This is a genomic window from Planotetraspora sp. A-T 1434, from assembly GCF_025420585.1.
Taxonomy (GTDB): Bacteria; Actinomycetota; Actinomycetes; order Streptosporangiales; family Streptosporangiaceae; genus JAOEGB01.
Genome location: NZ_JAOEGB010000006.1, coordinates 268,119 through 289,958, shown reverse-complemented (window position 1 = coordinate 289,958; position 21,840 = coordinate 268,119). Strand labels below are relative to the sequence as shown.

General features: G+C 71.1%; 21 protein-coding genes. 15 read left to right on the top strand and 6 right to left on the bottom strand.

What is annotated here, in order from left to right; all coding sequences use genetic code 11:
* Positions 1–23 precede the first annotated feature (23 nt).
* From N5079_RS10845 to metK, 8 genes are all read left to right on the top strand, one after another.
* Complete coding sequence (locus tag N5079_RS10845) at positions 24–998, top strand: dihydroorotate dehydrogenase (protein WP_261583495.1); 975 nt, start codon at positions 24–26, stop codon at positions 996–998.
* On the top strand, positions 995–1,696 hold the full coding sequence (gene pyrF, locus N5079_RS10840) for an orotidine-5'-phosphate decarboxylase (protein ID WP_261583474.1): 702 nt from the start codon (positions 995–997) through the stop codon (positions 1,694–1,696). Before N5079_RS10845 ends, pyrF begins: the two co-directional genes overlap by 4 nt.
* Before the next feature lie 216 nt (positions 1,697–1,912).
* Positions 1,913–2,236 carry an integration host factor, actinobacterial type gene (gene mihF / locus N5079_RS10835; protein WP_030450375.1) on the top strand — a complete coding sequence of 108 codons (324 nt, stop codon included), beginning with the start codon at positions 1,913–1,915 and terminating at the stop codon, positions 2,234–2,236.
* A 122-nt stretch (positions 2,237–2,358) separates the two neighbouring features.
* On the top strand, positions 2,359–2,922 hold the full coding sequence (gmk, locus tag N5079_RS10830; protein ID WP_261583473.1) for a guanylate kinase: 564 nt from the start codon (positions 2,359–2,361) through the stop codon (positions 2,920–2,922).
* Positions 2,923–2,934: 12 nt separating this feature from the next.
* Positions 2,935–3,198 carry a DNA-directed RNA polymerase subunit omega gene (gene rpoZ, locus N5079_RS10825; protein WP_315967813.1) on the top strand — a complete coding sequence of 88 codons (264 nt, stop codon included), beginning with the start codon at positions 2,935–2,937 and terminating at the stop codon, positions 3,196–3,198.
* A 41-nt stretch (positions 3,199–3,239) separates the two neighbouring features.
* Positions 3,240–4,454: a bifunctional phosphopantothenoylcysteine decarboxylase/phosphopantothenate--cysteine ligase CoaBC gene (gene coaBC / locus N5079_RS10820; RefSeq protein WP_261583472.1), complete on the top strand. Its 1,215-nt coding sequence runs from the start codon at positions 3,240–3,242 to the stop codon at positions 4,452–4,454.
* A gap of 36 nt (positions 4,455–4,490) precedes the next feature.
* Positions 4,491–4,859, top strand: coding sequence for a hypothetical protein (locus N5079_RS10815; protein ID WP_261583471.1), 369 nt, complete (start codon positions 4,491–4,493; stop codon positions 4,857–4,859).
* A 185-nt stretch (positions 4,860–5,044) separates the two neighbouring features.
* Positions 5,045–6,232 (top strand): methionine adenosyltransferase, encoded by a 1,188-nt coding sequence (gene metK, locus N5079_RS10810; protein WP_261583470.1) that lies wholly within the window; start codon positions 5,045–5,047, stop codon positions 6,230–6,232.
* Between the two features lie 63 nt (positions 6,233–6,295).
* Here metK and N5079_RS10805 read toward each other — a convergent pair whose 3' ends face one another.
* The gene (locus N5079_RS10805) at positions 6,296–6,967 is read right to left on the bottom strand and encodes a hypothetical protein (RefSeq protein ID WP_261583469.1); all 672 of its coding nucleotides are present in this window, start codon (positions 6,965–6,967) and stop codon (positions 6,296–6,298) included.
* 61 nt (positions 6,968–7,028) lie between these two features.
* Here N5079_RS10805 and N5079_RS10800 point away from each other — a divergent pair, with 61 nt between their 5' ends.
* Genes N5079_RS10800 through rpe form a run of 7 tightly spaced genes read left to right on the top strand, consistent with a single transcriptional unit; the run spans position 7,029 to position 15,651 of the window.
* Positions 7,029–9,125, top strand: a complete 2,097-nt coding sequence (locus tag N5079_RS10800) for a primosomal protein N' (protein ID WP_261583468.1) — start codon at positions 7,029–7,031, stop codon at positions 9,123–9,125.
* A gap of 40 nt (positions 9,126–9,165) precedes the next feature.
* The gene (locus N5079_RS10795; protein WP_261583467.1) at positions 9,166–10,839 is read left to right on the top strand and encodes a hypothetical protein; all 1,674 of its coding nucleotides are present in this window, start codon (positions 9,166–9,168) and stop codon (positions 10,837–10,839) included.
* A 23-nt stretch (positions 10,840–10,862) separates the two neighbouring features.
* Entirely contained in the window at positions 10,863–12,077 is a 1,215-nt protein-coding gene (locus N5079_RS10790) for a hypothetical protein (RefSeq protein WP_261583466.1), read from the top strand.
* Positions 12,078–12,112: 35 nt separating this feature from the next.
* Positions 12,113–12,661, top strand: coding sequence for a peptide deformylase (gene def / locus N5079_RS10785; protein ID WP_261583465.1), 549 nt, complete (start codon positions 12,113–12,115; stop codon positions 12,659–12,661).
* A complete protein-coding gene (fmt, locus tag N5079_RS10780; RefSeq protein WP_261583493.1) occupies positions 12,661–13,590 on the top strand; it encodes a methionyl-tRNA formyltransferase in 930 nt (309 codons plus the stop codon). Before def ends, fmt begins: the two co-directional genes overlap by 1 nt.
* Positions 13,591–14,979 (top strand): RsmB/NOP family class I SAM-dependent RNA methyltransferase, encoded by a 1,389-nt coding sequence (locus N5079_RS10775; protein ID WP_410007767.1) that lies wholly within the window; start codon positions 13,591–13,593, stop codon positions 14,977–14,979.
* Positions 14,980–14,991: 12 nt separating this feature from the next.
* Entirely contained in the window at positions 14,992–15,651 is a 660-nt protein-coding gene (rpe, locus tag N5079_RS10770; protein ID WP_261583464.1) for a ribulose-phosphate 3-epimerase, read from the top strand.
* A 99-nt stretch (positions 15,652–15,750) separates the two neighbouring features.
* Here rpe and N5079_RS10765 read toward each other — a convergent pair whose 3' ends face one another.
* The 5 genes from N5079_RS10765 to N5079_RS10745 form a co-directional block, all read right to left on the bottom strand.
* A complete protein-coding gene (locus N5079_RS10765) occupies positions 15,751–16,782 on the bottom strand; it encodes an oligopeptide/dipeptide ABC transporter ATP-binding protein (RefSeq protein ID WP_315967812.1) in 1,032 nt (343 codons plus the stop codon).
* Positions 16,779–17,837, bottom strand: a complete 1,059-nt coding sequence (locus tag N5079_RS10760) for an ABC transporter ATP-binding protein (protein ID WP_261583463.1) — start codon at positions 17,835–17,837, stop codon at positions 16,779–16,781. Before N5079_RS10760 ends, N5079_RS10765 begins: the two co-directional genes overlap by 4 nt.
* Positions 17,838–17,847: 10 nt before the next feature.
* Positions 17,848–18,828 carry an ABC transporter permease gene (locus N5079_RS10755; RefSeq protein ID WP_261583462.1) on the bottom strand — a complete coding sequence of 327 codons (981 nt, stop codon included), beginning with the start codon at positions 18,826–18,828 and terminating at the stop codon, positions 17,848–17,850.
* A gap of 122 nt (positions 18,829–18,950) precedes the next feature.
* The gene (locus tag N5079_RS10750) at positions 18,951–20,732 is read right to left on the bottom strand and encodes an ABC transporter substrate-binding protein (protein WP_261583461.1); all 1,782 of its coding nucleotides are present in this window, start codon (positions 20,730–20,732) and stop codon (positions 18,951–18,953) included.
* Between the two features lie 38 nt (positions 20,733–20,770).
* Positions 20,771–21,793: an ABC transporter permease gene (locus tag N5079_RS10745; RefSeq protein ID WP_261583460.1), complete on the bottom strand. Its 1,023-nt coding sequence runs from the start codon at positions 21,791–21,793 to the stop codon at positions 20,771–20,773.
* Positions 21,794–21,840: the final 47 nt, after the last annotated feature.

The window sequence follows — 21,840 nt, the reverse complement described above, 5'->3', positions numbered from 1 at the left end:
AGGGCGGGGCGAGGTGAGCGGCCATAGCGGCTGACCTGCGGAGCTACCTCGCCCATGTCGAGCTGCCCAACCCGGTCATGACGGCCTCCGGATGCGGGGGGACCGGTCGCGAGCTGGCGCAGTTCTACGACGTCATGCGGCTCGGCGCGTTCGTCACCCGGTCGATCACCATGGCTCCCCGGGCCGGACGGCCGACGCCCCGGATGGCCGAGACGCCGTCGGGGCTGCTGAACGCCGTGGGCCTCCAGGGCCCCGGCGTCGACGCGTTCCTGGAGCAGGAGCTGCCCTGGCTGGCCGAGCGGGGCGCGCGGACCGTGGTCTCCATCGGCGGCGGCACGGTCGCGGAGTACACCGCGCTCGCCCGGCGGCTCGCCGACGCGCCGGGGGTGGCCGCCGTCGAGATCAACCTGTCCTGCCCGAACGTCGAGGACCGCGGCAGGGTCTTCGCCCGGGACGGCTCGGCGGCCGCCGAGGTCGTGGCGTCGGTGCGCGCGGCGACGCGGTACGACGTTCCGGTGATCGCCAAGCTTTCCCCCGACGTCGCCGACATCGTCGCGGTCGCGCGCTCGTGCGTCGACGGCGGCGCCGACGCCCTTGCGATGATCAACACGCCGGTCGGCATGAGCATCGACGTGGACACCATGCGGCCCTCGCTCGCGGCGGGGACCGGCGGCCTTTCCGGCCCCGCCGTACGGCCCCTGGCGGTCCGCTGCGTCTGGCAGGTTCACGCGGCCCTCCCGGGGGTTCCGATCGTCGGCATGGGCGGCGTGACGACCGGCAGGGACGCGCTGGAGCTCATCCTGGCCGGCGCCTGCGCCGTCGCCGTGGGCACCGCCCTGTTCCACGACCCGTACGCCTGCCCGCGCATCCTCAGGGAGCTCGAGGAGCTTCTCCAGGAGCGCGGTTTCGACCGCCTGGCCGACGCCGTAGGGCTCGCCCACCGTCCCCCGGGGTCCGCGCCCCGCAACAGAACCGATCTGGAGGAGAGTTCCCTGTGACGACGCCCGCTCCCATCGCCGTGGCCTTGGACGCGCCCGAACTGGAGACGGCTGCCCGCTGGGCGAGCCTGGTGACGCCCCACGTCTCCACCGTGAAGGTGGGGCTGGAGCTCTATCTCCGCTACGGTCCCGACGTGATCGCGTCGGTGCGCGGCGCGAGCGGTGTGCACGTCTTCCTGGACCTAAAGCTCCATGACATCCCCAACACCGTGGCGGCGGCCGCTCGTGCCGTCTCCCGGCTGAAGCCGGCCATCCTGACCGTCCACGCGGCCGGTGGGCCGGCGATGATCCGGGCGGCCGTGGAGGCGGCCCCCAACACCCAGATCGCCGCCGTGACGCTTCTCACGTCGCTCTCGGAGGCCGATCTGGCCGCCATCGGCATCCAGGGCCCCCCGGGCGACGCCGCGCGCCGGATGGCCGCTCTCGCCGTGGGCGCCGGAGCCCAGGCTCTGGTCTGCTCGCCGCGCGAGGTCGCCGCCGTGCGGGCAGAGGTCGGCCCCGGCATCACGCTCATCACCCCGGGCGTGCGGCCCGCCGGCGCCGACACTCAGGATCAAGCAAGAGTAGCGACTCCCGAGGACGCCCTGAGCCACGGGGCCGATCTTCTGGTCATCGGCCGGCCGATCACGGGGTCCGCCGACCCCGGCGCGGCCGCCGCCGGGATAGCCGCCGCTCTCCGCCGAGTGAGCCTCACCTGAGCGCGAATCGGGGGCGAATGGGGGACTCCGAGTGCCGCTCGGTTAGATGGCTGATGGAGCGGTTTTCATAGACAAAGCGTGACTTTTCCATTACTGGAAGTAGTAGAATCAATTTTATGGGCACAGAAACAGGTCTTGACGTTGCCTGATGGGGCATGGACCAGCTAGTTTCCCCTCCCGTCCGAGTACATCGACAGAAATTCGAGGTGACCCGGCGTGGCTCTTCCTCCCCTAACCCCCGAGCAGCGCGCCGCAGCTCTTGAGAAGGCTGCCAAGGCACGTAAAGAGCGTGCCGAGGTCAAGAACCGGCTCAAGCACGGCGCGGTTTCTCTGGCTGAGGTGCTGAAGGATGGGCAGACCGACGACGTCATCGGCAAGATGAAGGTCTCGGCTCTGCTGGAGTCGCTCCCTGGCGTCGGCAAGGTCCGCGCCAAGCAGCTCATGGAGCGCCTGGGTATCGCCGAGTCCCGCCGTGTGCGGGGTCTCGGTGCCAACCAGCGCGCGTCCTTGGAGCGCGAGTTCGGCGGTGCCGAGAGCTGATCTCGGCTTCGCACGAGCAAGTATCACGGGGGTACGGAGTGACCGACATGTCCTGGTCCGCTACGGATCGGGCCCACGAGGCAGCCGCTTCCAGCGGGTCCGGGACACGTGGCGGTGACTCCATGCCCCAGAACCGGCGCCTGACGGTCCTCTCCGGCCCGTCTGGTGTCGGGAAGTCCACGGTCGTCGCCGAGCTCCGGCGGTCACACCCCGAGGTGTGGCTGTCGGTCTCGGTGACAACCCGGAAACCCCGTCCGGGTGAGACGCACGGCGTGGAGTACTACTTCACCGACGACGCCGAGTTCGAACGGCTGGCCGCCTCAGGAGAGCTCCTGGAGTGGGCCGAGTTCGCCGGCAACCGGTACGGGACGCCCCGCGCCCCCGTGCTGGAACGGCTCGCGGCCGGTGTGCCGACGCTGCTGGAGATCGACCTCCAGGGCGCGCGGCAGGTCCGGTGCAGCATGCCCGAGGCCCTGCTCGTCTTCCTGGCCCCGCCGAGCTGGGAGGAACTGGAGCGGCGGCTGCGCGGCCGGGGCACCGAGCCCCCCGAGGTCATCGCCCGCCGGCTGGAGGCCGGGCGGGTCGAGATGGCCGCCGAGAAGGAGTTCGACCTCACCCTGGTCAACACATCCGTCAAGGACGTGTGCCATCGGCTGATAACCTTGATGCGACGTTCACCTAGCTAGGGGAAATCACACGTGGCAAGCAGCGCCGCCTACGCCGAGGGCATCACCAACCCGTCCATCGACTCACTGCTCGACATCGTCGACAGCAAGTACAGCCTGGTGATCATGGGCGCGAAGCGCGCGCGCCAGATCAACGCCTACTACTCCCAGCTCGGCGAGGGCCTGCTGGAGTATGTCGGGCCGCTCGTGGAGACCCACGCCCAGGAGAAGCCGCTGTCCATCGCGCTGCGCGAGGTCAGTGAGGGCCTTCTCACCTCCGAGCCCATCGAGGGCTGAGTCGATGGCGCTGGCGCGGCTCCGCGCGGCATGGCGCTGACATGAGCGCGGTGGTCCTGGGGGTCAGCGCGGGCATCGCGGTCTACAAGTCGTGCGAGCTGCTGCGGCTGTTCACCGAGTCAGGCCATGACGTCCGCGTCGTGCCGACCAGGGACGCGCTGCGGTTCGTCGGCGAGCCCACCTGGGCCGCGCTGTCGGGCAACCCCGTCACCACTGAGGTGTGGGAGTCGGTCCACGAGGTCCCGCACGTTCGCATCGGGCAGAACGCCGACCTCGTGGTGGTCGCGCCCGCGACGGCCGACGTGCTCGCCAGGGCCGCCCACGGCCTCGCCAACGACCTGCTGACGAACACGCTGCTGACGGCCCGCTGCCCGGTGGTGTTCGCCCCCGCGATGCACACCGAGATGTGGGAGCACCCCGCGACCCGCGCCAACGTCGCGACGCTCCGCGAGCGCGGCGCGATCGTGATCGATCCCGCCGTCGGGAGGCTCACCGGCGCCGACACCGGCCCCGGACGGCTGCCCGACCCGCCGGAGATCTTCGAGGTCTGCCGCAGGGTGCTGTCGGCCCGCGCCCTCGACCTCGCCGGGCGGCACGTGGTCGTCTCCGCCGGCGGGACCCGCGAGGCCATCGACCCGGTCCGCTTCATCGGCAACCGATCGTCGGGCCTCCAGGGCTACGCGCTGGCGCGCACGGCCGTCGCCCGCGGCGCGGAGGTCACGCTCGTGTCGGCCAACGTCGCGCTGCCGGACCCGGCCGGCGCGAAGGTCGTCCGGGTCGAGTCCGCCCGGCAGCTCCGCGAGGCCGTCCTCGCCGCCGCCGACCACGCCGACGCCGTCGTGATGGCCGCCGCCGTCGCCGACTTCCGTCCCGTACGGCAGAGCGACACGAAGATCAAGAAGTCCTCGGCCGAGCCCGACCCCATCCATCTGGTGAAGAATCCGGACGTGCTGGGCGAGCTTGGCGAGATCCGCCGGGCCGGGCGACAGCCGTACCCGAGGGTGATCGTGGGCTTCGCCGCCGAGACCGACGACGTCCTGGCCAACGGGCGGGCCAAGCTGGAGCGCAAAGGCTGCGACCTCCTCGTGGTGAACGAGGTGGGGGACAACCTCGCGTTCGGCACGCCGGACAACGCCGCTGTCGTCCTCGTGGCGGGCGGCGAGTCCGTCGAGATTCCCCCCGTCGAGATCCCAAGGGGTCCCAAAGAGGATCTCGCCGACGTAGTCTGGGATTTGGTGGCGGCGCGCCTCGCCTGACCGTGCCGCCGGGGCTGCCGCGAGGGAGCGATGGTCATGCCGGTGTCCGCCGCGATCAGGGAGCGCTGCCGGGCGTTGCTCCGTCCCGGGGAGGACATCCGCTATGTCTTCCCCGCGGTGTCGCTGGGACCTCCGCACACGGCCCCCTTTCTCGTCGTGGTCACCGACAGGTCCATCACCCTCTTCTCCACCAAGATGTTCACCCGCAACGAGCCGTCCGGGGTGTGGGCCACCTACCCGCGCCGCACCCGCCTGGGGCCGGTCGAGCACCGCGGCTCGCCGACGATCGAGCTCGGGGGGACGGTGTACGAGGTGGACGACGAATACATCGCGGTCGTCGCGGCGGCCGACGCGGAGGCGTTCTCACCGGGTGATCTGCCGCGCGACCCCCTGCCGGATCTGTGATGCCATGTCCGGAACCCGAATCGACCCGCCCGGAGAAGTGCTCACCGGCCGCCCGGAATCCGGACGGTTTCGCGACGCCACACCGGGTGAGGCTAGACTCGCCTCTGCATTGGAGTGGCCGCCGGTAGAGCGCTATCGCCGGTCACTCTGTAACGTCAGCAGCCGCTGCATGAGGAGCCACTGAGTTGTCCCGTCGCCTGTTCACCTCCGAGTCGGTTACCGAGGGCCACCCGGACAAGATCGCCGACCAGATCAGTGACGCGATTCTCGACGCCATGCTCAAGGACGACCCCAAGAGCCGGGTCGCCGTCGAGACGCTGATCACTACTGGCCAGGTCCACGTCGCCGGCGAGGTGACGACGGAGACCTACATCGACATCCCCGCCCTGATCCGGGAGAAGATCCTGGAGATCGGCTACGACGCGTCCCACAAGGGCTTCGACGGCGCCTCCTGCGGCGTCTCGGTGTCCATCGGCGCCCAGTCGCCCGACATCGCCCAGGGCGTCGACGACGCCTACGAGCACCGCGCGGGAGAGGGCGTCGACGACTTCGACCGCCAGGGCGCCGGCGACCAGGGCCTGATGTTCGGGTACGCGTGCCGCGAGACCCCCGAGCTCATGCCGCTGCCGATCACGCTCGCCCACCGGATGGCCCGCCGCCTGTCCGAGGTCCGCAAGAACGGCACCGTGCCCTACCTGCGTCCCGACGGCAAGACCCAGGTCACCATCGAGTACGACGGCGACCGGCCGGTCCGCCTCGACACCGTGGTGGTCTCCACCCAGCACGCCCCGGAGATCGACCTCCGGGAGATGCTGACGCCGGACATCCGCGAGCACGTGGTCGAGCCGGTCCTCGCCGACCTGGACATCGAGACCGAGGGCTACCGTCTCCTGGTCAACCCGACCGGACGCTTCGAGATCGGCGGCCCGATGGGCGACGCCGGGCTCACCGGCCGGAAGATCATCATCGACACATACGGCGGCATGGCCCGGCACGGCGGCGGCGCCTTCTCCGGCAAGGACCCGTCGAAGGTGGACCGCTCGGCCGCGTACGCCATGCGGTGGGTCGCGAAGAACGTCGTGGCGGCGGGTCTCGCCGACCGCTGCGAGGTCCAGGTGGCCTACGCCATCGGCAAGGCCCAGCCGGTCGGCCTGTTCATCGAGACGTTCGGCACCGAGAAGGTCCCGGTCGCCACGATCCAGGACGCCGTGCTCCAGACGTTCGACCTGCGCCCGGCCGCCATCATTCGCGACCTCGACCTGCTCCGCCCGATCTACTCGGAGACCGCCGCCTACGGCCACTTCGGCCGTGAGGGGGTCTCCTGGGAGTCCACCGACCGCGCCGAGGCGCTCCGCGCCGCCGCGGGTCTCTGACGGCCCCGGAACATCGGAACGGCGCCCGCCTCCCGGCGGGCGCCGTTTGATTTGAAGACGTTTTCATTTGAGGACGTTGATGGCCCGAGCGACGACGAGGGCCACGATGACCAGGGATATCGACGACTGAAGCATCATGAGGATCTTGGCCCACCGGCTGAGCGGCATCACGTCCGTGGGGCTGAAGGCGGTCGAGTTCGTGAAGCCCAGGTAGAGATAGTCGGCGAACGTGGGGCGCCAGTGCGGCGGCGTTACGTCATGCTCGGTCATCTGCGGGAACAGGAAGTCCGGGTACCGCTCGCGGGCCTTCGAACGGGCGACCGGCCCGGCCCGGTCGAGTTCCCAGTACCAGAGCGAGAACATCAGGACGTTGATCACCCAGACGCCCACCCCGGTGGCGAGCAACCGGACCGCGTCGTGCTCCTTTCCGGTGACCAGCTTGCCGACCTCGCGGATGGTGATCCAGGCGTTGGCCGTGCTGATGACGCCGATCAGGCCGAGACTCGCGACGCGGATCAGGCGGCTCTCGCGGGTGAAGGTCACCGGGTTGGCCACGATCAGCCCAACGAGCAGGACGGACTCCAGCACGGGCATCACCCAGTACGGCTCGATGTCCAGGGTGTCGTGCAGCAGCACGTGGATGGCGATCACCACGAGGACAGCGGCGCCGGCCGTCCACCGCCCCTCCGCCTCCGTCTCCCGAAGCCAGACGGGGACCCTGTTCTCGCTCTTCATCCCCTTCGCCACCCCCTCTAGCCGTGCACGCCTCACCGGCCGCGTCTGGTAGGACGTAGACGTGACCGAGCCGACCAGCGCACCTTACCCTCAGGAGGCACTCCTGCCGGTGCCCGCGGCGGCCGCGCGGGCGACCTCCTCCGGCGCGAAGGGGGCGCGGACGGCGGCGGAGAACCTGCCGGTGGCGAGGGTCGTGGTGGACACCCCGCTGCCCCACCTGGACCGGCCGTTCGACTACCTCGTCCCGGCGTCGATGGACGCCGACGCCTCGCCGGGCTGCCGCGTCCGCGTGCGCTTCGCCGGCCAGCTCGCCGACGGCTTTCTCCTCGAACGGCTGGCGGACAGCGAGCACCAGGGGCGGCTGGCCTTCCTGGAGCGGGTCGTCTCGCCCGAGCCGGTCCTCACGGCGGAGATCGCGGGGCTCGCGAGGGCCGTGGCCGACCGCTACGCCGGGACGCTCTCCGACGTCCTCCGGCTGGCCGTGCCGCCCCGCCACGCCAGGGTCGAGGCCGAGGCCAGGTCCGCGGCCGAGCAGGGCCCGGCCGCCGAGGCCGGATCCGCAGCCGGGGCCGGGCCCGTGAATCCCGTCACGTGGTCCGGTGACGCCTGGGCGGCGTACCCGGCGGGGGAGCGGTTCCTGACCGCGCTGGCCGAGGGACTGGCGCCGAGAGCGGTCTGGCCGGCCCTGCCCGGCACCGGAGAGGGCGGCCCGTCGTGGCCCGGGGCCGTCGCGGCGGCCGTCCGGGCGACCCTGGCGAGCGGGCGCGGCGCGGTGGTCGTCGTCCCCGACGGCAAGGACGTGGCGCTCGCCGTCCGGGCGCTCGGGGACACCCTCCATGTGGCGATCACCGCCGAACTCGGGCCGGCCGAGCGCTACCGCCGCTGGCTCAGAGTCCTGCGCGGCGAGGTCAGGGCGGTGGTCGGCACCCGCGCCGCCGCCTTCGCCCCGGTCGCGGACCTGGGCCTGGCCGTCATCTGGGACGACGGGGACGACGTCCACTCCGACAGGCACGCGCCGTACCCGCACGCCCGCGAGGTGCTGGCGCTGCGCGCCCACCGGGCCGAGGCGGGCATGCTGATCGGCGGCTACGCGGTCACCGCCGAAGCGGCCCAGCTCGTCGCGTCGGGATGGGCCGGGCCGCTGGTCCCGCCGCGCGAGGAGTTGAGGGCCAGAGCGCCACGCGTCCGCCCCGCCGGCGACGACGCCGAGCTGGCCCGTGACGAGGCGGCCCGCGCGGCCCGCCTGCCGAGCCTCGCCTGGCGGGCGCTCAGGCATGGCCTGGAGACCGGCCCCGTGCTCGTCCAGGTGCCGCGCAGGGGCTACCTGCCCGCGCTCGCCTGCCAGCACTGCCGCGCCCCCGCCCGATGCGGCGCCCAACGCCTCCCGGGGCCCGTGTGCTCGGGTCCGCTCGCGCTGCGAAGCGGCCACGCCGCGCCGTACTGCCGGTGGTGCGGCCGGATCGCGGGCGACTGGCGCTGCCCGTCGTGCGGCGGCACGCGGGTGCGCGCCGTCGTGGTCGGCGCTCGCCGCACCGCCGAGGAGCTGGGCCGCGCCTTCCCCTCGGTGGCCGTGAAGACCTCCGGCCGGGACGGCGTCCTCGCCACGGTCGGTACGGCTCCCGCGCTGGTCGTGGCGACGCCGGGGGCCGAGCCGGTGCCGGAGGCCGGCTACGCGGCGGCCGTGCTGCTGGACGGGTGGGCCCTCCTCGGCCGCCCCGACCTGCGCGCGGCCGAGGAGGCGCTGCGGCGCTGGATGAACGCCGCCGCGCTGGCCCGCCCCGGAGCCGAGGTGGTGGTGCTGGCGGACTCGGCGGTCTCCGTCGTGCAGGCGCTCCTGCGCTGGGACCCGGTCACCTTCGCCGAGCGCGAGCTGGCGGACCGGGCGGAGCTCGGCTTCCCGCCGGCGGTCCGGATGGCCACGCTGACCGGCCCCCCGGCGGCCGTCAGGGAGATGCTGGCGGACACGCGGTTGCCCGACGGCGCCCAGGTCCTCGGGCCCGTGCCGGTCGACGGAGGGCTGGAGCGCGCGATGGTCCGGGTGCCCCGCGACCGGGGATCGGTCCTCGCCAAGGTGCTGAAGGGAGCGAGCGGCGTGCGGTCCGCCCGCAAGGCGGCAGACGTGGTGCGTGTGAGCATTGATCCCCTGGACCTCATCTGACCGATTCGCACAGCTGTTAGTAACCCGTTAGCGTCTCCCTGTGTCGATCGAATGGGTGAACCGGGCCGTCGACGGAATCCGCGCGTGGGGGCGTGAGAAGGGCGTCGAGGTCGACGTCGACGAGGTACGCCTGCTGTGCGACTACGCCAGCGACTACCTGGAGGTCGACGAGCTCGGCGATTTCAGGCCGGGCACGTTCGAGGAGCTCCTGCTGGAAATCTACCCGCGCAAGGTCATCGCGCCGCCGGAGAGCGCGCCGGAGACGGTCGCCGCGGCCCGCACGCTGGTCGAGTTCCTGCTCGACACGGGGGAGATCGGCAGCAAGACGGCCGCCCGGATGCGGGCCACCATCGACGAGATCGAGCCGGAGATGCCGGACGCGCTCGCCGACACCACGAAGTTCGGCATGGCCAAGAGCATCTTCAGCGCGATCAGCGCCGACTCGCTCGACCTGGCCGACCCCGGGGCGGTCCAGCGGGCGGTCGACGAGGCGGGCGACGGGGAGGCCTGCGACTGCCCCGGCTGCGCGCCCCTGCCGCCCGTACGGCTGGCCGCGCCGGCCGAGCTGGCGAGAGCCGTACGGGACGTGCCGCTGCTCCGCGAGGCGCACGGGCTGGTGGCCTGGATGGCCGGCGGCGGCCGGACGACGACGGTCAGGAAGGCGCTGCGGGTCAAGGACGCCCGGCAGGTCGCGGAGGAGTTGGGCGTCGAGCGGCCCGCCCTGGCCTGGCGGCTGGCGGTCGACCTCGGGCTCGTGCGGGTCGACGGGACGGCGGTGCTGCCCGGCGAGGGCTTCCGCCCGCTCGGCTCCCGCCCGGACGAGGAGGTCCTCGACCTGTGGGCGGGCACCGTGCAGTTCCTCATCGAGGCGCCGATGGACATCACGGGCGAGGACATCGTCGACGAGGAGCTCTACTCGATCCACGACCTGCTCTACCGGGTGCAGGCGCCGGTCCCGGTGGAGGCGATCGGGGACTATCTCCGGGAGGCCGCGTCCGGAAGGCCGTCGGGGCGGCTGGAGGCGGCGCTGGAGGACCTCGCCCGTGCGGGAACGGTCCAGCGCACCGCGGACGGCCTCACGCTCACCCCGCACGGCCTGTGGGGGCTGCGGCTCATGTACGAGGAGATGGGCATGGAGGCGCCCATCGCGGCGGACCTCGCGGAGGGCGACGCGAGCGGGCTGATCGGCGGGCTGATCAGCGACGGCCTCCCCGAGGAGGTGGCCGAGCGGGACATCGTCACGTGGCTGTCCCGGCGGACCCCCGAGGAGGCGGCGTCCGAGCTGCTGGCGGCCGTGGTCGGCGCGCCCGCCGAGGTGCGGGGGATCGCGGTCACGATCGTCGACCGGCTCGGCGAGGAGGCGGCCCCGGTCGTCCGGACGTACCTCGCCGACGCGGAGCTGCGCCCGCACGCCATCCACTGGCTCTCTGCCCGGGGGCTCGACGCTCCCTCGCTCACCCAGGACGAGCTGCTGTGGGTCAGCGTCGACATGCTGGCGCTCGCGCTGCCCGCCGCGGAGGCCGACCCGGAGGGCTTCGCGGAGAACATCGCCGTGTCCGGACCGGCCCCGCACCTGATCGAGCACATGTGGCGGGTCGACCACCCCGACGTCGTCGAGGTCCTGGAGCTTCTCGGCAACACGCTGCCGGACAGGACGGCCGCGAAGGCCGCCCGGAAGGCCGCCTTCAAGGCACGTTCGAGGGGCATCCGGTGACGGGTGTGGAGTAAGTTGCTGGAATGGCCGACAGCGACGTGCTCACATTCCCGCCGGTCGAGCTCGCCTCCGACGAGGAGCTGGTTCAGGCGGTGCGGGAGATCCCTCTGGTGCGGGACGCCGCACGCCTGGCCGAGTGGACCGGCGTGCGGGAGGTCACGGAGCACGGGCTGCTGACGGTCGGCGACGCCCGCGCGGCGGTCACCGAGCTGGGGCTGAACGCCAAGCGGCTGCACCTGCTGTGGGTCGTCGCCGTCAACGGCCGGCTCATCGAGATCACCCGTGAGGGGGCCCGCCCCGGCCCCGGCGTCCCCGAACCCATGGAGTTTTGGGACGGCGTCGTCATGGACGTGCTGGACCGCACGGACGAGGGCCTCACCGGCTCGAGCGTCGTGGACGAGCACCTCACCGAAATCCTCGCGACCATCTACTCGGTCCGGGACGGCATGCCGCTCGGCGCGCTCGCCACGGGCATCCTCCAGGCGCACGAGGTCGGCTGCGAGGCCCGCCAGGCGGAGCTCAAGCGGCTGCGGATGACGCTGCCGGGCGAGCTGGCCGAGGCCATGGACCTGCTGGTCTACTGCGGGCTCATCGAGCTGCCGGGCGATCTCGTACGGCTGACGCAGCCGGGCGTGTGGGCCGTCCGCCGCGACCTGCTCCGCGAGGGCCACGACGCGCCCTCGCTGCGGGAGGTGGCCGGGTTCGCCGAACTGACCGCCGCCGAGCTGATCGACTCGATGCTGGTGGGCAAGGCGTCGGCCAGCGCGGCCACGCTGTGGCTGGAGCACCGGATGCCCGAGGACGCCGCCCGGGAGCTGATCAAGATCGCCGCGTCCGGCAATGCCGCGCAGCGCGGCACGGCCGGGACGATCCTGGAGGAGCTCGGCCCGGAGGCGGAGCACGCCGTCCGGGAGGCGCTCGGCGAGCCGATGATGTGGCGATACGCCGCGGCCTGGCTGGGCGTCCGCGACCTCGACGCCCCCGCGCTGGGCGAGGGTGACGGCGCGTGGGTGGCCGTGGACACGCTGGCGGCCCTGCTCTACATCGGCGCGCCGGCCGACTCGGCGGCCCATTTCGACATCCTGGGGGAGGATCTGCTCACGCTGGTGCCGGAGATGGGGCGGGTCGACCATCCCGACGCCCTGGCCGTCCTGGAGATGCTCGGCCGGCACCACCCCGACGTGGTCGTGGCCAAGATCGCGAGGAAGACGGCGATGAAGGTCCGTTCACGCCCGTAAACTGTGGTGATCCCATAGTGAACGGAGAGCCGCAGTTGGCCATTCAGCCGATCCGCCTGTTCGGCGACCCGGTGTTGCGCACCCCGGCGGAGCCGGTGGTCGACTTCGACAAGGAGTTGCGCAAGCTCGTCAAGGACCTCACCGACACGATGATGGACGCCCCGGGGGCGGGGCTCGCCGCGCCGCAGATCGGCGTGGGGCTCCGGGTGTTCACCTACTACGTCGACGAGCAGCTCGGGCATCTGATCAACCCCGACCTCGACCTGTCGGACGAGCTCGACGAGGAAGGCGAGGAGGGCTGCCTGTCCTTCCCCGGCCTGTCCTATCCCACGCCGCGGGCGATCCGGGCCGTGGCCAAGGGCTACAACATGCACGGAGAGCCGATCACGCTGGAGGGCACCGACCTCATGGCGCGCTGCTTCCAGCACGAGACCGACCATCTCGACGGCGTGCTGTTCATCGACCGGATGGACGCCAAGCAGCGCAAGCTCGCGATGAAGGCCATCCGGGAGGCCGAGTGGAGCGGGCTGTCGGCGCCCGCAGTGAAGCTCTCGCCGCACGCGACGCACGGGAGGGCCCTCTAGTGCGCCTGGTCTTCGCCGGCACTCCGGACGCGGCGCTCCCGTCGCTGCGGGCCGTGCTGGACTCGCCCCGCCATGAGGTGGCGGCCGTCGTCACCCGCCCGGACGCGCAGTCCGGCCGGGGACGGAAGGTCCACCCCAGCCCGGTGGCCCAGCTCGCCGAGGAGTCGGGCATCGAGGTGCTCAAGCCGACGAAGGCCGGGGATCCCGAATTTCTCGACCGCATTAGAGCGATAAATCCGGATTGTTGCCCTGTTGTCGCTTATGGGGCATTGCTGCCGCAGGCGGCGCTCGATATTCCACCCCATGGGTGGATAAATCTGCATTTCTCATTGCTGCCGGCCTGGCGTGGAGCGGCGCCGGTCCAGCATGCCGTACTGCACGGCGACGAAATCACCGGCGCCTCTACCTTCCGGATCGTCAAGGAACTGGACGCCGGGCCCGTCTTCGGCGTGGTGACCGAGGAGATCCGCTCCGAAGACACCAGCGGCGACCTGCTGGCCCGGCTCGCCGAGTCCGGCGCGGGGCTGCTCCTGGCGACGCTGGACGGCGTTGAGGACGGTGTGCTGGAGGCCAGGCCCCAGCCGTCCGACGGGGTGAGCTTCGCGCCCAAGATCGGCGTCGAGGACGCGCGGGTCGACTGGGCGGCCCCCGCGATGCGGGTGGACCGGCTGGTCCGCGCCTGCACCCCGGCCCCCGGCGCGTGGACCGAGTTCCGCGGCCAGCGGATCAAGCTCGGCCCCGTACGGCTCGCGCCGGAGGCGGACAAGCTCGCCCCGGGCGAGATCGCCGCCTCCAAGAACGGCGTGCTGGCCGGCACCGGCAGCCACCCCGTCGAGATCGGGGAGGTGCAGCCGCAGGGCAAGCGGCTCATGACCGCCGGCGAGTGGGCCCGCGGCGTCCGGATCACCGCCCAGGATCGGCTGGACTGAGTGACCGTGAACAGCCAGGAAGGACGCCCCAAGGGCCGCCGCCGCCCGCCCCGCCCCACGAGGGACGAGGCCCGCAACGCCGCCTACGACCTGATGAGGGCCGTCGACGAGCGGGACGCCTACGCCAACCTGCTGATGCCGACGCTGCTCCGGCAGCGGCGCGTCAGCGGCCGCGACGCCGCCCTCGCCACCGAGCTGGCCTACGGCACGCTGCGCGGGCTCGGCACCTACGACGAGATCATCGCGGCGTGCAGCGACCGCGCCCCGGAGAACGTGGACCCGCCGTTGCTCGACGCGATCAGGCTCGGCGTCCACCAGCTGCTCAAGACCCGCATCCCGCCTCACGCGGCGGTCAGCGCGACCATCGATCTCGTACGGCTCCGCGTCGGCGCGGGCCCGTCCCGCTACGCCAACGCGGTGCTGCGCAAGGTCGCGGGCCGGACGCTGGAGGAGTGGCTGGCCATCGTCGCCCCGCCGCGCGAGCAGGACCCGGTCGGCAACCTCTCGGTCACCTACAGCCATCCCCGCTGGATCGTCACGGCCCTGCGCGACGCGCTCGGCGGCGGCGTGGACGAGACCGCCGCCCTCCTGGAGGCCGACAACGAGCGACCGCGCGTCGCCCTGGTGGCCCGGCCGGGCCGTTGCTCGGTCGGCGAGCTGGTCGCGGCGGGCGCCGAGCCGGCCGCCTACTCGCCGTACGGCGTCTACCTGACCGAGGGCGACCCCGGCGCGATCCCGGCCATCGGGGAGGCCCGCGCCGCCGTGCAGGACGAGGCGAGCCAACTCGTCGCCCTCGCCCTCACCCGCGTGCCGCTCGCCGAGGACGGCCAGGCCGGGGAGCGCTGGCTCGACATGTGCGCCGGCCCCGGCGGGAAGGCCGGGCTGCTCGACGCCGTCGCCGTGCGGAACGGGGCGCGCCTGCTCGCCTCCGACGTGCAGTATCACCGCGCCCGGCTCGTCTGGGGCACCACCAGGGAGGCCAAGGTGATCGTCGCGGACGGCACCGAGCCGCCGTGGCGCCCCGCCGCTTTCGACCGGGTCATGCTCGACGCTCCCTGCACGGGGCTCGGGGCCCTCCGCAGGCGGCCCGAGGCCCGCTGGCGGCGCGACCCGCGCAGCATCCCCGAGCTGACCGGGCTCCAGCGCCGGTTGCTCGACTCGGCGCTCGACGCCGTACGGCCGGGCGGCGTGGTGGCGTACGTCACGTGCTCGCCGCATCTCGCGGAGACCCGCGCGGTGGTGGACGACGTGGCCGGGCGGGCCGAGCTGCTGGACGCGCGGGAGTTCCTGCCCGAGGTGCCGGACCTCGGCGACGGCCCCTACGTCCAGTTCTGGCCGCACCGGCACGGCACCGACGCCATGTTCCTGGCCCTGCTCCGCCGTACGTAGACTGCTGCCACTATGGCCGTACAGATCTCGCCCAGCATCCTGTCCGCCGACTTCGCCCGCCTCGCCGACGAGGCCGCCCGGGTGGAGGGCGTCGCCGACTGGCTGCACGTGGACGTCATGGACAACCACTTCGTGCCGAACCTCACGATCGGCCTGCCCGTCGTCGAGGCGCTTCTCAAGGCGACCTCGACGCCGATCGACTGCCACCTCATGATCGAGGACCCGGACCGGTGGGCGCCGGGCTACGCCGAGGCCGGCGCGGGCAGCGTCACGATCCACGCCGAAGCGGCGAAGGCCGCCATCCGCACGCTCCGGGCGATCCGCGCGGCGGGGGCCAGGGCGGGCTTCGCGGTGAACCCCGCCACGGCGGTCGAGCAGTACGAGGACCTGCTGCCCGAGATCGACATGCTGCTGGTCATGACCGTCGAGCCGGGCTTCGGCGGCCAGCGGTTCCTGGACGTCGTGCTGCCCAAGGTGTCCCGGGCCCGGGCACTGATCGACAAGCACGGCGGCGAGGTGTGGCTCCAGGTGGACGGCGGCGTGTCCGCCGAGACCATCGAGCGCTGCGCCGAGGCGGGAGCCGACGTCTTCGTCGCCGGGAACGCCGTCTACGGGGCCGACGACCCGGCCCAGGCCGTACGCAACCTCCGCGCCCTGGCGGAGAACGCCTGAGCAAGCGGCCGCACGCGGCCGACCGGTCCGGGTCCGTCCGGCCCGCCGCCGCAGTTCCCTGGGCGCGGCCGCGCTGTACTCAGGCGGCGGCGCCGTACTTCAGGCGAGGGCGGGGTCCAGGACCACGTCCTCGCCGTGGATCGTGGGGGCCTCGGGGAAGTGGCAGGCGGTGAGGTGACCCTCGCGGTTGCCGCTCAGCCGGACCAGCGGCGGCGCCTCCTGGGCGCACCTCTCTTGCGCCTTCCAGCAGCGGGTGCGGAAGCGGCAGCCCGACGGCGGGTCGATGGGGGACGGCACGTCGCCCGCCAGGCGGATCCGCTCGCGCGGCTCGCCCGACACGTCCGGCTCGGGCACGGCCGACAGCAAAGCGTGCGTGTACGGGTGGCGCGGGCGCTCGTAGATGGACTGGCGGTCGCCGACCTCCACGATGTTGCCGAGGTACATGACCGCGACGCGCTGGGAGAAGTGCCTTACCACGGCGAGGTCGTGGGCGATGAACAGGAACGCGATGCCGAGGTCGCGCTGCAGGTCCCGCAGCAGGTTGACCACCTGGGCCTGGATGGACACGTCGAGCGCCGACACGGGCTCGTCGGCGATGATGAGCTTTGGGTCGAGCGCGAGCGCCCTCGCCACGCCGATGCGCTGGCGCTGCCCGCCGGAGAACTCGTGCGGGAACCGGTTGTAGTGCTCCGGGTTGAGGCCGACGATCTCCAGTAGCTCCTGGGCGCGCCTCTTCCGCCCGCCCTCCGGGTCGATGCCGTTGATCTCCATCGGGCCCCGGATGATCGTGCCCACGGTCTGCCGGGGGTTGAGCGAGCTGTAGGGGTCCTGGAAGATCATCTGGATCTCGGGCCTGATCGGCTTCAGCTCCCGCCGCGAGCTGTGGGCGATGTCGTCGCCCTGGTAAAGGATCTTGCCGGCGGTCGGCTCCAGCAGCCGCGCGGCCAGCCGTCCGGTGGTGGACTTGCCACAGCCCGACTCGCCGACGAGGCCGACGGCCTCACCCGACCCCACGGTCAGGTCGATCCCGTCCACGGCGTGCACGTTGCCGATCTGGCGCTTGAGGATGAAGCCACCCATGACCGGGAAGTACTTGGTCAGGCCCTGGAGTTCCAGCAGCGGCGTGGTCACGGCTTTTCCTTGATCTGCGTGAGGATTTCCTGCTTCTGCGCGAGCGTGAGATAGCACGCGTCGCCGTGCCCGGTCTCGGGGGACAGGCTCGGCCGCTGGTGGAGGCAGAGCTCCGGCCCGGCCAGTTCGGGGTAGTCGCACCGGGGATGGAACGGGCAGCCCGCCGGCGGGCTCAGCAGGCTCGGCGGGGTGCCCCTGATCGGGGTCAGCGGGACGTCCACCGGCCCGCCCAGCTTGGGCACCGAGGAGAGCAGGCCCCAGGTGTACGGGTGCCGGGGCGAGCCGAGGACCTCCCGCACGGTCCCCCGCTCGGCGGCTCTCCCGGCGTACATGACCAGGATGTTGTGGGCCGTCCGGGCGACCACGCCGAGATCGTGGGTGATCAGGATGATGGCGGTGCCCGTCTGCTGCTGCAGGTCCTTCAGCAGGTCGAGGATCTGCGCCTGCACGGTCACGTCGAGCGCCGTGGTCGGCTCGTCCGCGATCAGGAGCGCCGGGTCGCAGACGAGGGCCATGGCGATCATGACGCGCTGCCGCATGCCGCCGGAGAAGTGGTGCGGGTAGTCGTCCACGCGGGTCTTGGCGTTCGGGATGCCGACGCGCTCCAGCATCTCGACCGCGCGGTCGCGCGCCTCGCGCTTGCTCGCGCCTCTGTGCCTGCGGTAGACCTCGCCGATCTGGCGGCCGACCGTGTGGAACGGCGACAGCGCGGTCAGCGGGTCCTGGAAGATCATGGCGATCCGGTTGCCCCGCAGCTTCTCGAGGTCCGTACGGCTCGCCCCGATCAGCTCCCGGTCCTCGAACCAGATCTCGCCGTGGATGTCGGTGTGCTCGGGATTGTGCAGGCCGAGGACGGCCAGGTTGGTCACAGACTTGCCCGAGCCGGACTCGCCGACGATGCCGAGCGTCGTGCCCTTCTCCAGCTCGAAGGAGAGCCCGTCCACCGCCTTGACCATGCCGTCCTCCGTCCGGAAGGAGACGTGCAGATCCTGGACGGAAAGGAAGGAGTCGCCCCGGCGGCCGGAGCTGCTCTCGGAGAGTGTGACGGCGGTCAAGCGGTGACTCCTAGCTGAGGCGGACGCGCGGGTCGATGACCGCGTAGAGCGCGTCCACGATGACGTTGAAGACGACGATCGCGGCGGCGGCGAGCAGCACCGTCGCCATCAGCATGGGCAGGTCCGAGTTGACCACCGCCTGGATCGAGAGGCGGCCGATGCCCTGCAGGCTGAACGTGGTCTCCGTGATGATGGCGCCCCCGATGAGGGTGCCGACGTCGATGCCGAAGATCGTTACGATGGGGGTGAGGGTGCCCCGAAGCGCGAACCGTGTGATGACCGTGCGGGCAGGCATCCCCTTCGCGCGGGCCGTACGGACGTAGTCCTCGCCGAGCTGCTCCACCATGGTCGAGCGGGTCATGCGGGTGTAGTTGGCGGTGAAGATGATCGCCAGCACGATCCACGGCAGCAGGAGCCCGTAGGCCCACTGCAGGGGATTGTCCGTGAACGGCACGTACCGCGGTCGTTCGATCACGTCCCACTGGAACACGAGGAAGTACATGGCCAGCGTGCCGACGAAGTAGATCTGCACCGACGCGCCGATCAGGGACGAGACGCTGGCGATCTTGTCGAGCGCCTTTCCCTGGTTGAGGGCCGCCACGACGCCGGTGCTCACGCCGAACAGCAGAAAGATGATCGCCGAGCCGAGCGTCAGCGAGATCGTCACCGGCATCCGGTCCACGATCGTGTCGAAGACCGGGGCGTGGTTGACGAACGAGTATCCCAGGCAGGGCGCCGGGCAGTGCCCCAGCCCGTCGTAGTCGCGGCCGACGAAGACCCCGGCGAGCCACTCCACGAACTGGACGAAGATCGGCTGGTCCAGCCCGAGGTTGTGCCGCGCCTGGGCGAGAGTCTCGGGCGGGCAGATTTTCCCGCAGGCCAGCCGCGCCGGGTCCGCGGGAACGGCGAAGAAGAGAAAGAACGTCACCGCGGCGATGATCAGGAGGATCACCGCCGCGCCGATGGTACGGCGTGTCAGGAATCGCAGCATGGCCTGTCGGTCTCGCTTGTAGGTGCGCGGTCTCGCTTGTAGGTGCGCGGTCTCGCTTGTAGGTACGCGGTCTCACTTGTAAGGTCCCGGGGCGCCGGACGGGCGCCCCGGAGCCGGGAGTGCTACTGCTTCACGAAGATGGTGTTCGGCGAGACGACCCAGCTGATCGGGTCCGTCTCCGCGCCGCCGACGAGCGACCCGTGAAGCTGGAGGCCGACGTCGTTCAGCGCGGGGACGCCCGGGGTGACCGTCTCCATGATCTTCTTGTCGAGCTCGCCCCACGCCTTGTTGGCCTCGTTGGCGTCGGAGAGGTTCATGATGCGGTCGATCTCCGCCTTGATGGCCGGATCCTTGAGGTGCGACTGGTTGTAGCCGCCGTCGGCGATGGGCCCGAAGATGACGGGGAACACCGTCGCGGCCGTCGGCCAGTCGGCCCCCCAGCCGGCCCAGTACATGTCCAGACCGTTGTCCACCTTGCCGATCGCGTCGTAGTAGGTCTTGGTGTCCATCGGCTTGGCCACCACGTTCACACCGATCTTGGCGAGCTGGTTCTTGATCGCGACCGTGACGCGCTGCTCGGTGGGAGTGTTGTTGTAGCCGTACACGATCGTCGGCTTCGGGTTGCTGGACGACGCGAGCAGTTCCTTCGCCTTTTCCACGTTGCCGCTCGGGTTCTGCTTGACGCCGAAGAGGTCGTAGTCCTGCCAGCCCGACACGCTCGGGTTGAGGATCGTGGTGCTGATCACCGAGACGTTGGGGCCTCCCGTGATCTGCTGGATCTGCTTCGTCGGCCAGGCGTAGGCGATGGCCTGGCGGATCTTGATGTCCTTCACCCGGTCGAGGTTGAAGTAGTAGTAGTTCGCGTACGGCGAGGGCTGTCTGAGCACCCGCGACTGCAGGCTCGGGTTCTCCAGGACCTGCTGGACCCGCTCGGCGTTGACGTGGGTGTAGAAGCTGAACGTCTTCTTGTCGTCACCCGTGTCGGCGATGAACCGGTCGGTGACCGGCAGGGACTGGTAGCCGAACTCGAGGTGCCACTTGTCGGGGTAGGCGCCGCGGATCGGGTCGGAGGCCGCGTCCCAGTTGGGGTTGCGCTCCAGGTCCATCGACTTGTCGACGGTGTGCTTGGCGATGATGTACGGCCCGCTGGAGAAGGGCTCCTTGTCGTACTTCTCCTTGGTGTCCTTGGCCTTGGGGACGATGCCGTAGCCGGTCATCGCGAGGGCGTAGTTGGCGTCCGCGTGCGGCGACTTGAAGTGGAAGACGACGGTCTTGTCATCGGGCGTCTCGATGCCGTCGAGTTCCTTGCCGCCGTACGGCCCGCCGTAGGCCTTCTTGTAGTCCTCCTGGGTGAGCCACTGCTGGATGTACGGCGGGCCCTCGGTGATGAACGGCGCGAACAGCCGCTCGATGGACCACTTCACGTCGCCGGAGGTGATCGGGCTGCCGTCCTGCCACTTCACCCCGTCCTTGAGGGTGAACTTCCAGGTCTTGCCGCCTTCGGACGACTGGCCCGTGTCGGTGGCGAGGTCGCCGACGACCTTGTACTCGCCCTTGGCGACCCGCTTGTAGCCGGTGAGCTGGCGGGTGATCAGGAGGGAGAAGTTGGCCGCGACGTTGTCGTAGATGCGGCCCGGGTCGAGGTGGGCGTAGTCGTCGCGGTCGATCATGTTGACCGTTCCGCCCTTGACGACGCCCTCCGGCGGGATGGCCGGGCCCTTGGAGTCATCCGCCGTGCCGATGGAGACCTTCGCGGGGGTGAAGAGCTGCACCAGATCGGTCTTCGACGCGGTGGGAGCGGAGCTGGTGGCCGGCGCGCCGGCGTTTCCCTTGGCGCACGCCGTCGCGAGCGCGAGGGACCCGATGGCGAGCACGGCCAGAGCGGACCGCTTTCGTCGTGACATTTCACTCCTGGTCATAGATATGTGAGGGGGCTGGGTGGTCAACGTCTGATCTTGGGGTCGAAGGCATCCCGGACCGAGTCGCCCAGCAGGTTGAAGGCCACGACAAAGATCAGAAGGGCGATGCCGGGGAACATCAGGTAGGTGATGTCTGTCTGGTAGACCTCGGTCCCGCGCAGGAACATGCGGCCCCAGTCGGGGACCGGCTCGATCATGCCGACGCCCAGGAACGAGAGCGCGGCCTCGGAGGTGACCAGCGCCGGGAGCAGGAGCGTCGACTGGATGAGGATCGGCGTCCACAGGTTCGGCAGCAATTCCTTGAAGATGATCCGGGTCGGCGAGGCTCCGGTCACCCTGGCCGCCTCGACGAACTCACGCTCCCGTAGCGACAGCACGTTGCCGCGCAGCAGGCGAGCCAGCCCGGCCCAGCCGAAGACCGTCAGAAAGATGATCAGAGCGGCGGCTCGCAGCCAGGTCGGCGTCTCCTCGTCCGGCTTCACCAGGAGGTTCTCCACCACGGGCATGAACGCGATGATGAAGAGCGTCGATGGAAACGACAGCAGGACGTCGATCGTCCGGCCGATGAAGTAGTCCGTCCGGCCGCCCGCGTAGCCCGCCACGATGCCCACCACGATGCCGATCACCGTCGTCGCCACCGTCGCCGCCAGCGCGATCGACAGCGACGTGCGGATGCCGTACACGAGCTGCATGAAGACGTCCCGGCCCAGGCTGGGCTCGATTCCGAACCAGAAGTCCGAGCTCATGCCGCCATTGGGCAGGACCGGATTGCCATAGTCGTTGAGAAGCCCGGGGTTGTCGAGACCGTAGGTCGTGTCGGGGTCCTTGCCGTACAAGGCGGAGATGAGCGGCGCGGCGAGGGCGACCAGGACGAAGAACAGGACGATGACGGCCGAGATCACTCCCGTCTTGTCCCGGCGGAAACGCCGCCACATCAGCTGGCCGGGCGAGCGGCCGACGATGGCGGGGGCCGGCTCGGCCACTCCGGTCACGGAGTCGTCGGCGTCCGTGGCGGTGGCGGTCGTGGCCGGGGAGGGGAACGTCATGGTGCGGTGCTCCCAGATGGACCTTTAACGATCGGAGAAATCCGACT

Coding starts and splice junctions, on each gene's coding strand:
- gmk (WP_261583473.1), top strand. CDS start 2,359: ATGCCCCAGAACCGGCGCCTGACGGTCCTCTCCGGCCCGTCTGGTGTC.
- coaBC (WP_261583472.1), top strand. CDS start 3,240: ATGAGCGCGGTGGTCCTGGGGGTCAGCGCGGGCATCGCGGTCTACAAG.
- N5079_RS10815 (WP_261583471.1), top strand. CDS start 4,491: ATGCCGGTGTCCGCCGCGATCAGGGAGCGCTGCCGGGCGTTGCTCCGT.
- N5079_RS10805 (WP_261583469.1), bottom strand. CDS start 6,967: ATGAAGAGCGAGAACAGGGTCCCCGTCTGGCTTCGGGAGACGGAGGCG.
- N5079_RS10790 (WP_261583466.1), top strand. CDS start 10,863: ATGGCCGACAGCGACGTGCTCACATTCCCGCCGGTCGAGCTCGCCTCC.
- rpe (WP_261583464.1), top strand. CDS start 14,992: ATGGCCGTACAGATCTCGCCCAGCATCCTGTCCGCCGACTTCGCCCGC.
- N5079_RS10755 (WP_261583462.1), bottom strand. CDS start 18,828: ATGCTGCGATTCCTGACACGCCGTACCATCGGCGCGGCGGTGATCCTC.
- N5079_RS10750 (WP_261583461.1), bottom strand. CDS start 20,732: ATGTCACGACGAAAGCGGTCCGCTCTGGCCGTGCTCGCCATCGGGTCC.
- N5079_RS10745 (WP_261583460.1), bottom strand. CDS start 21,793: ATGACGTTCCCCTCCCCGGCCACGACCGCCACCGCCACGGACGCCGAC.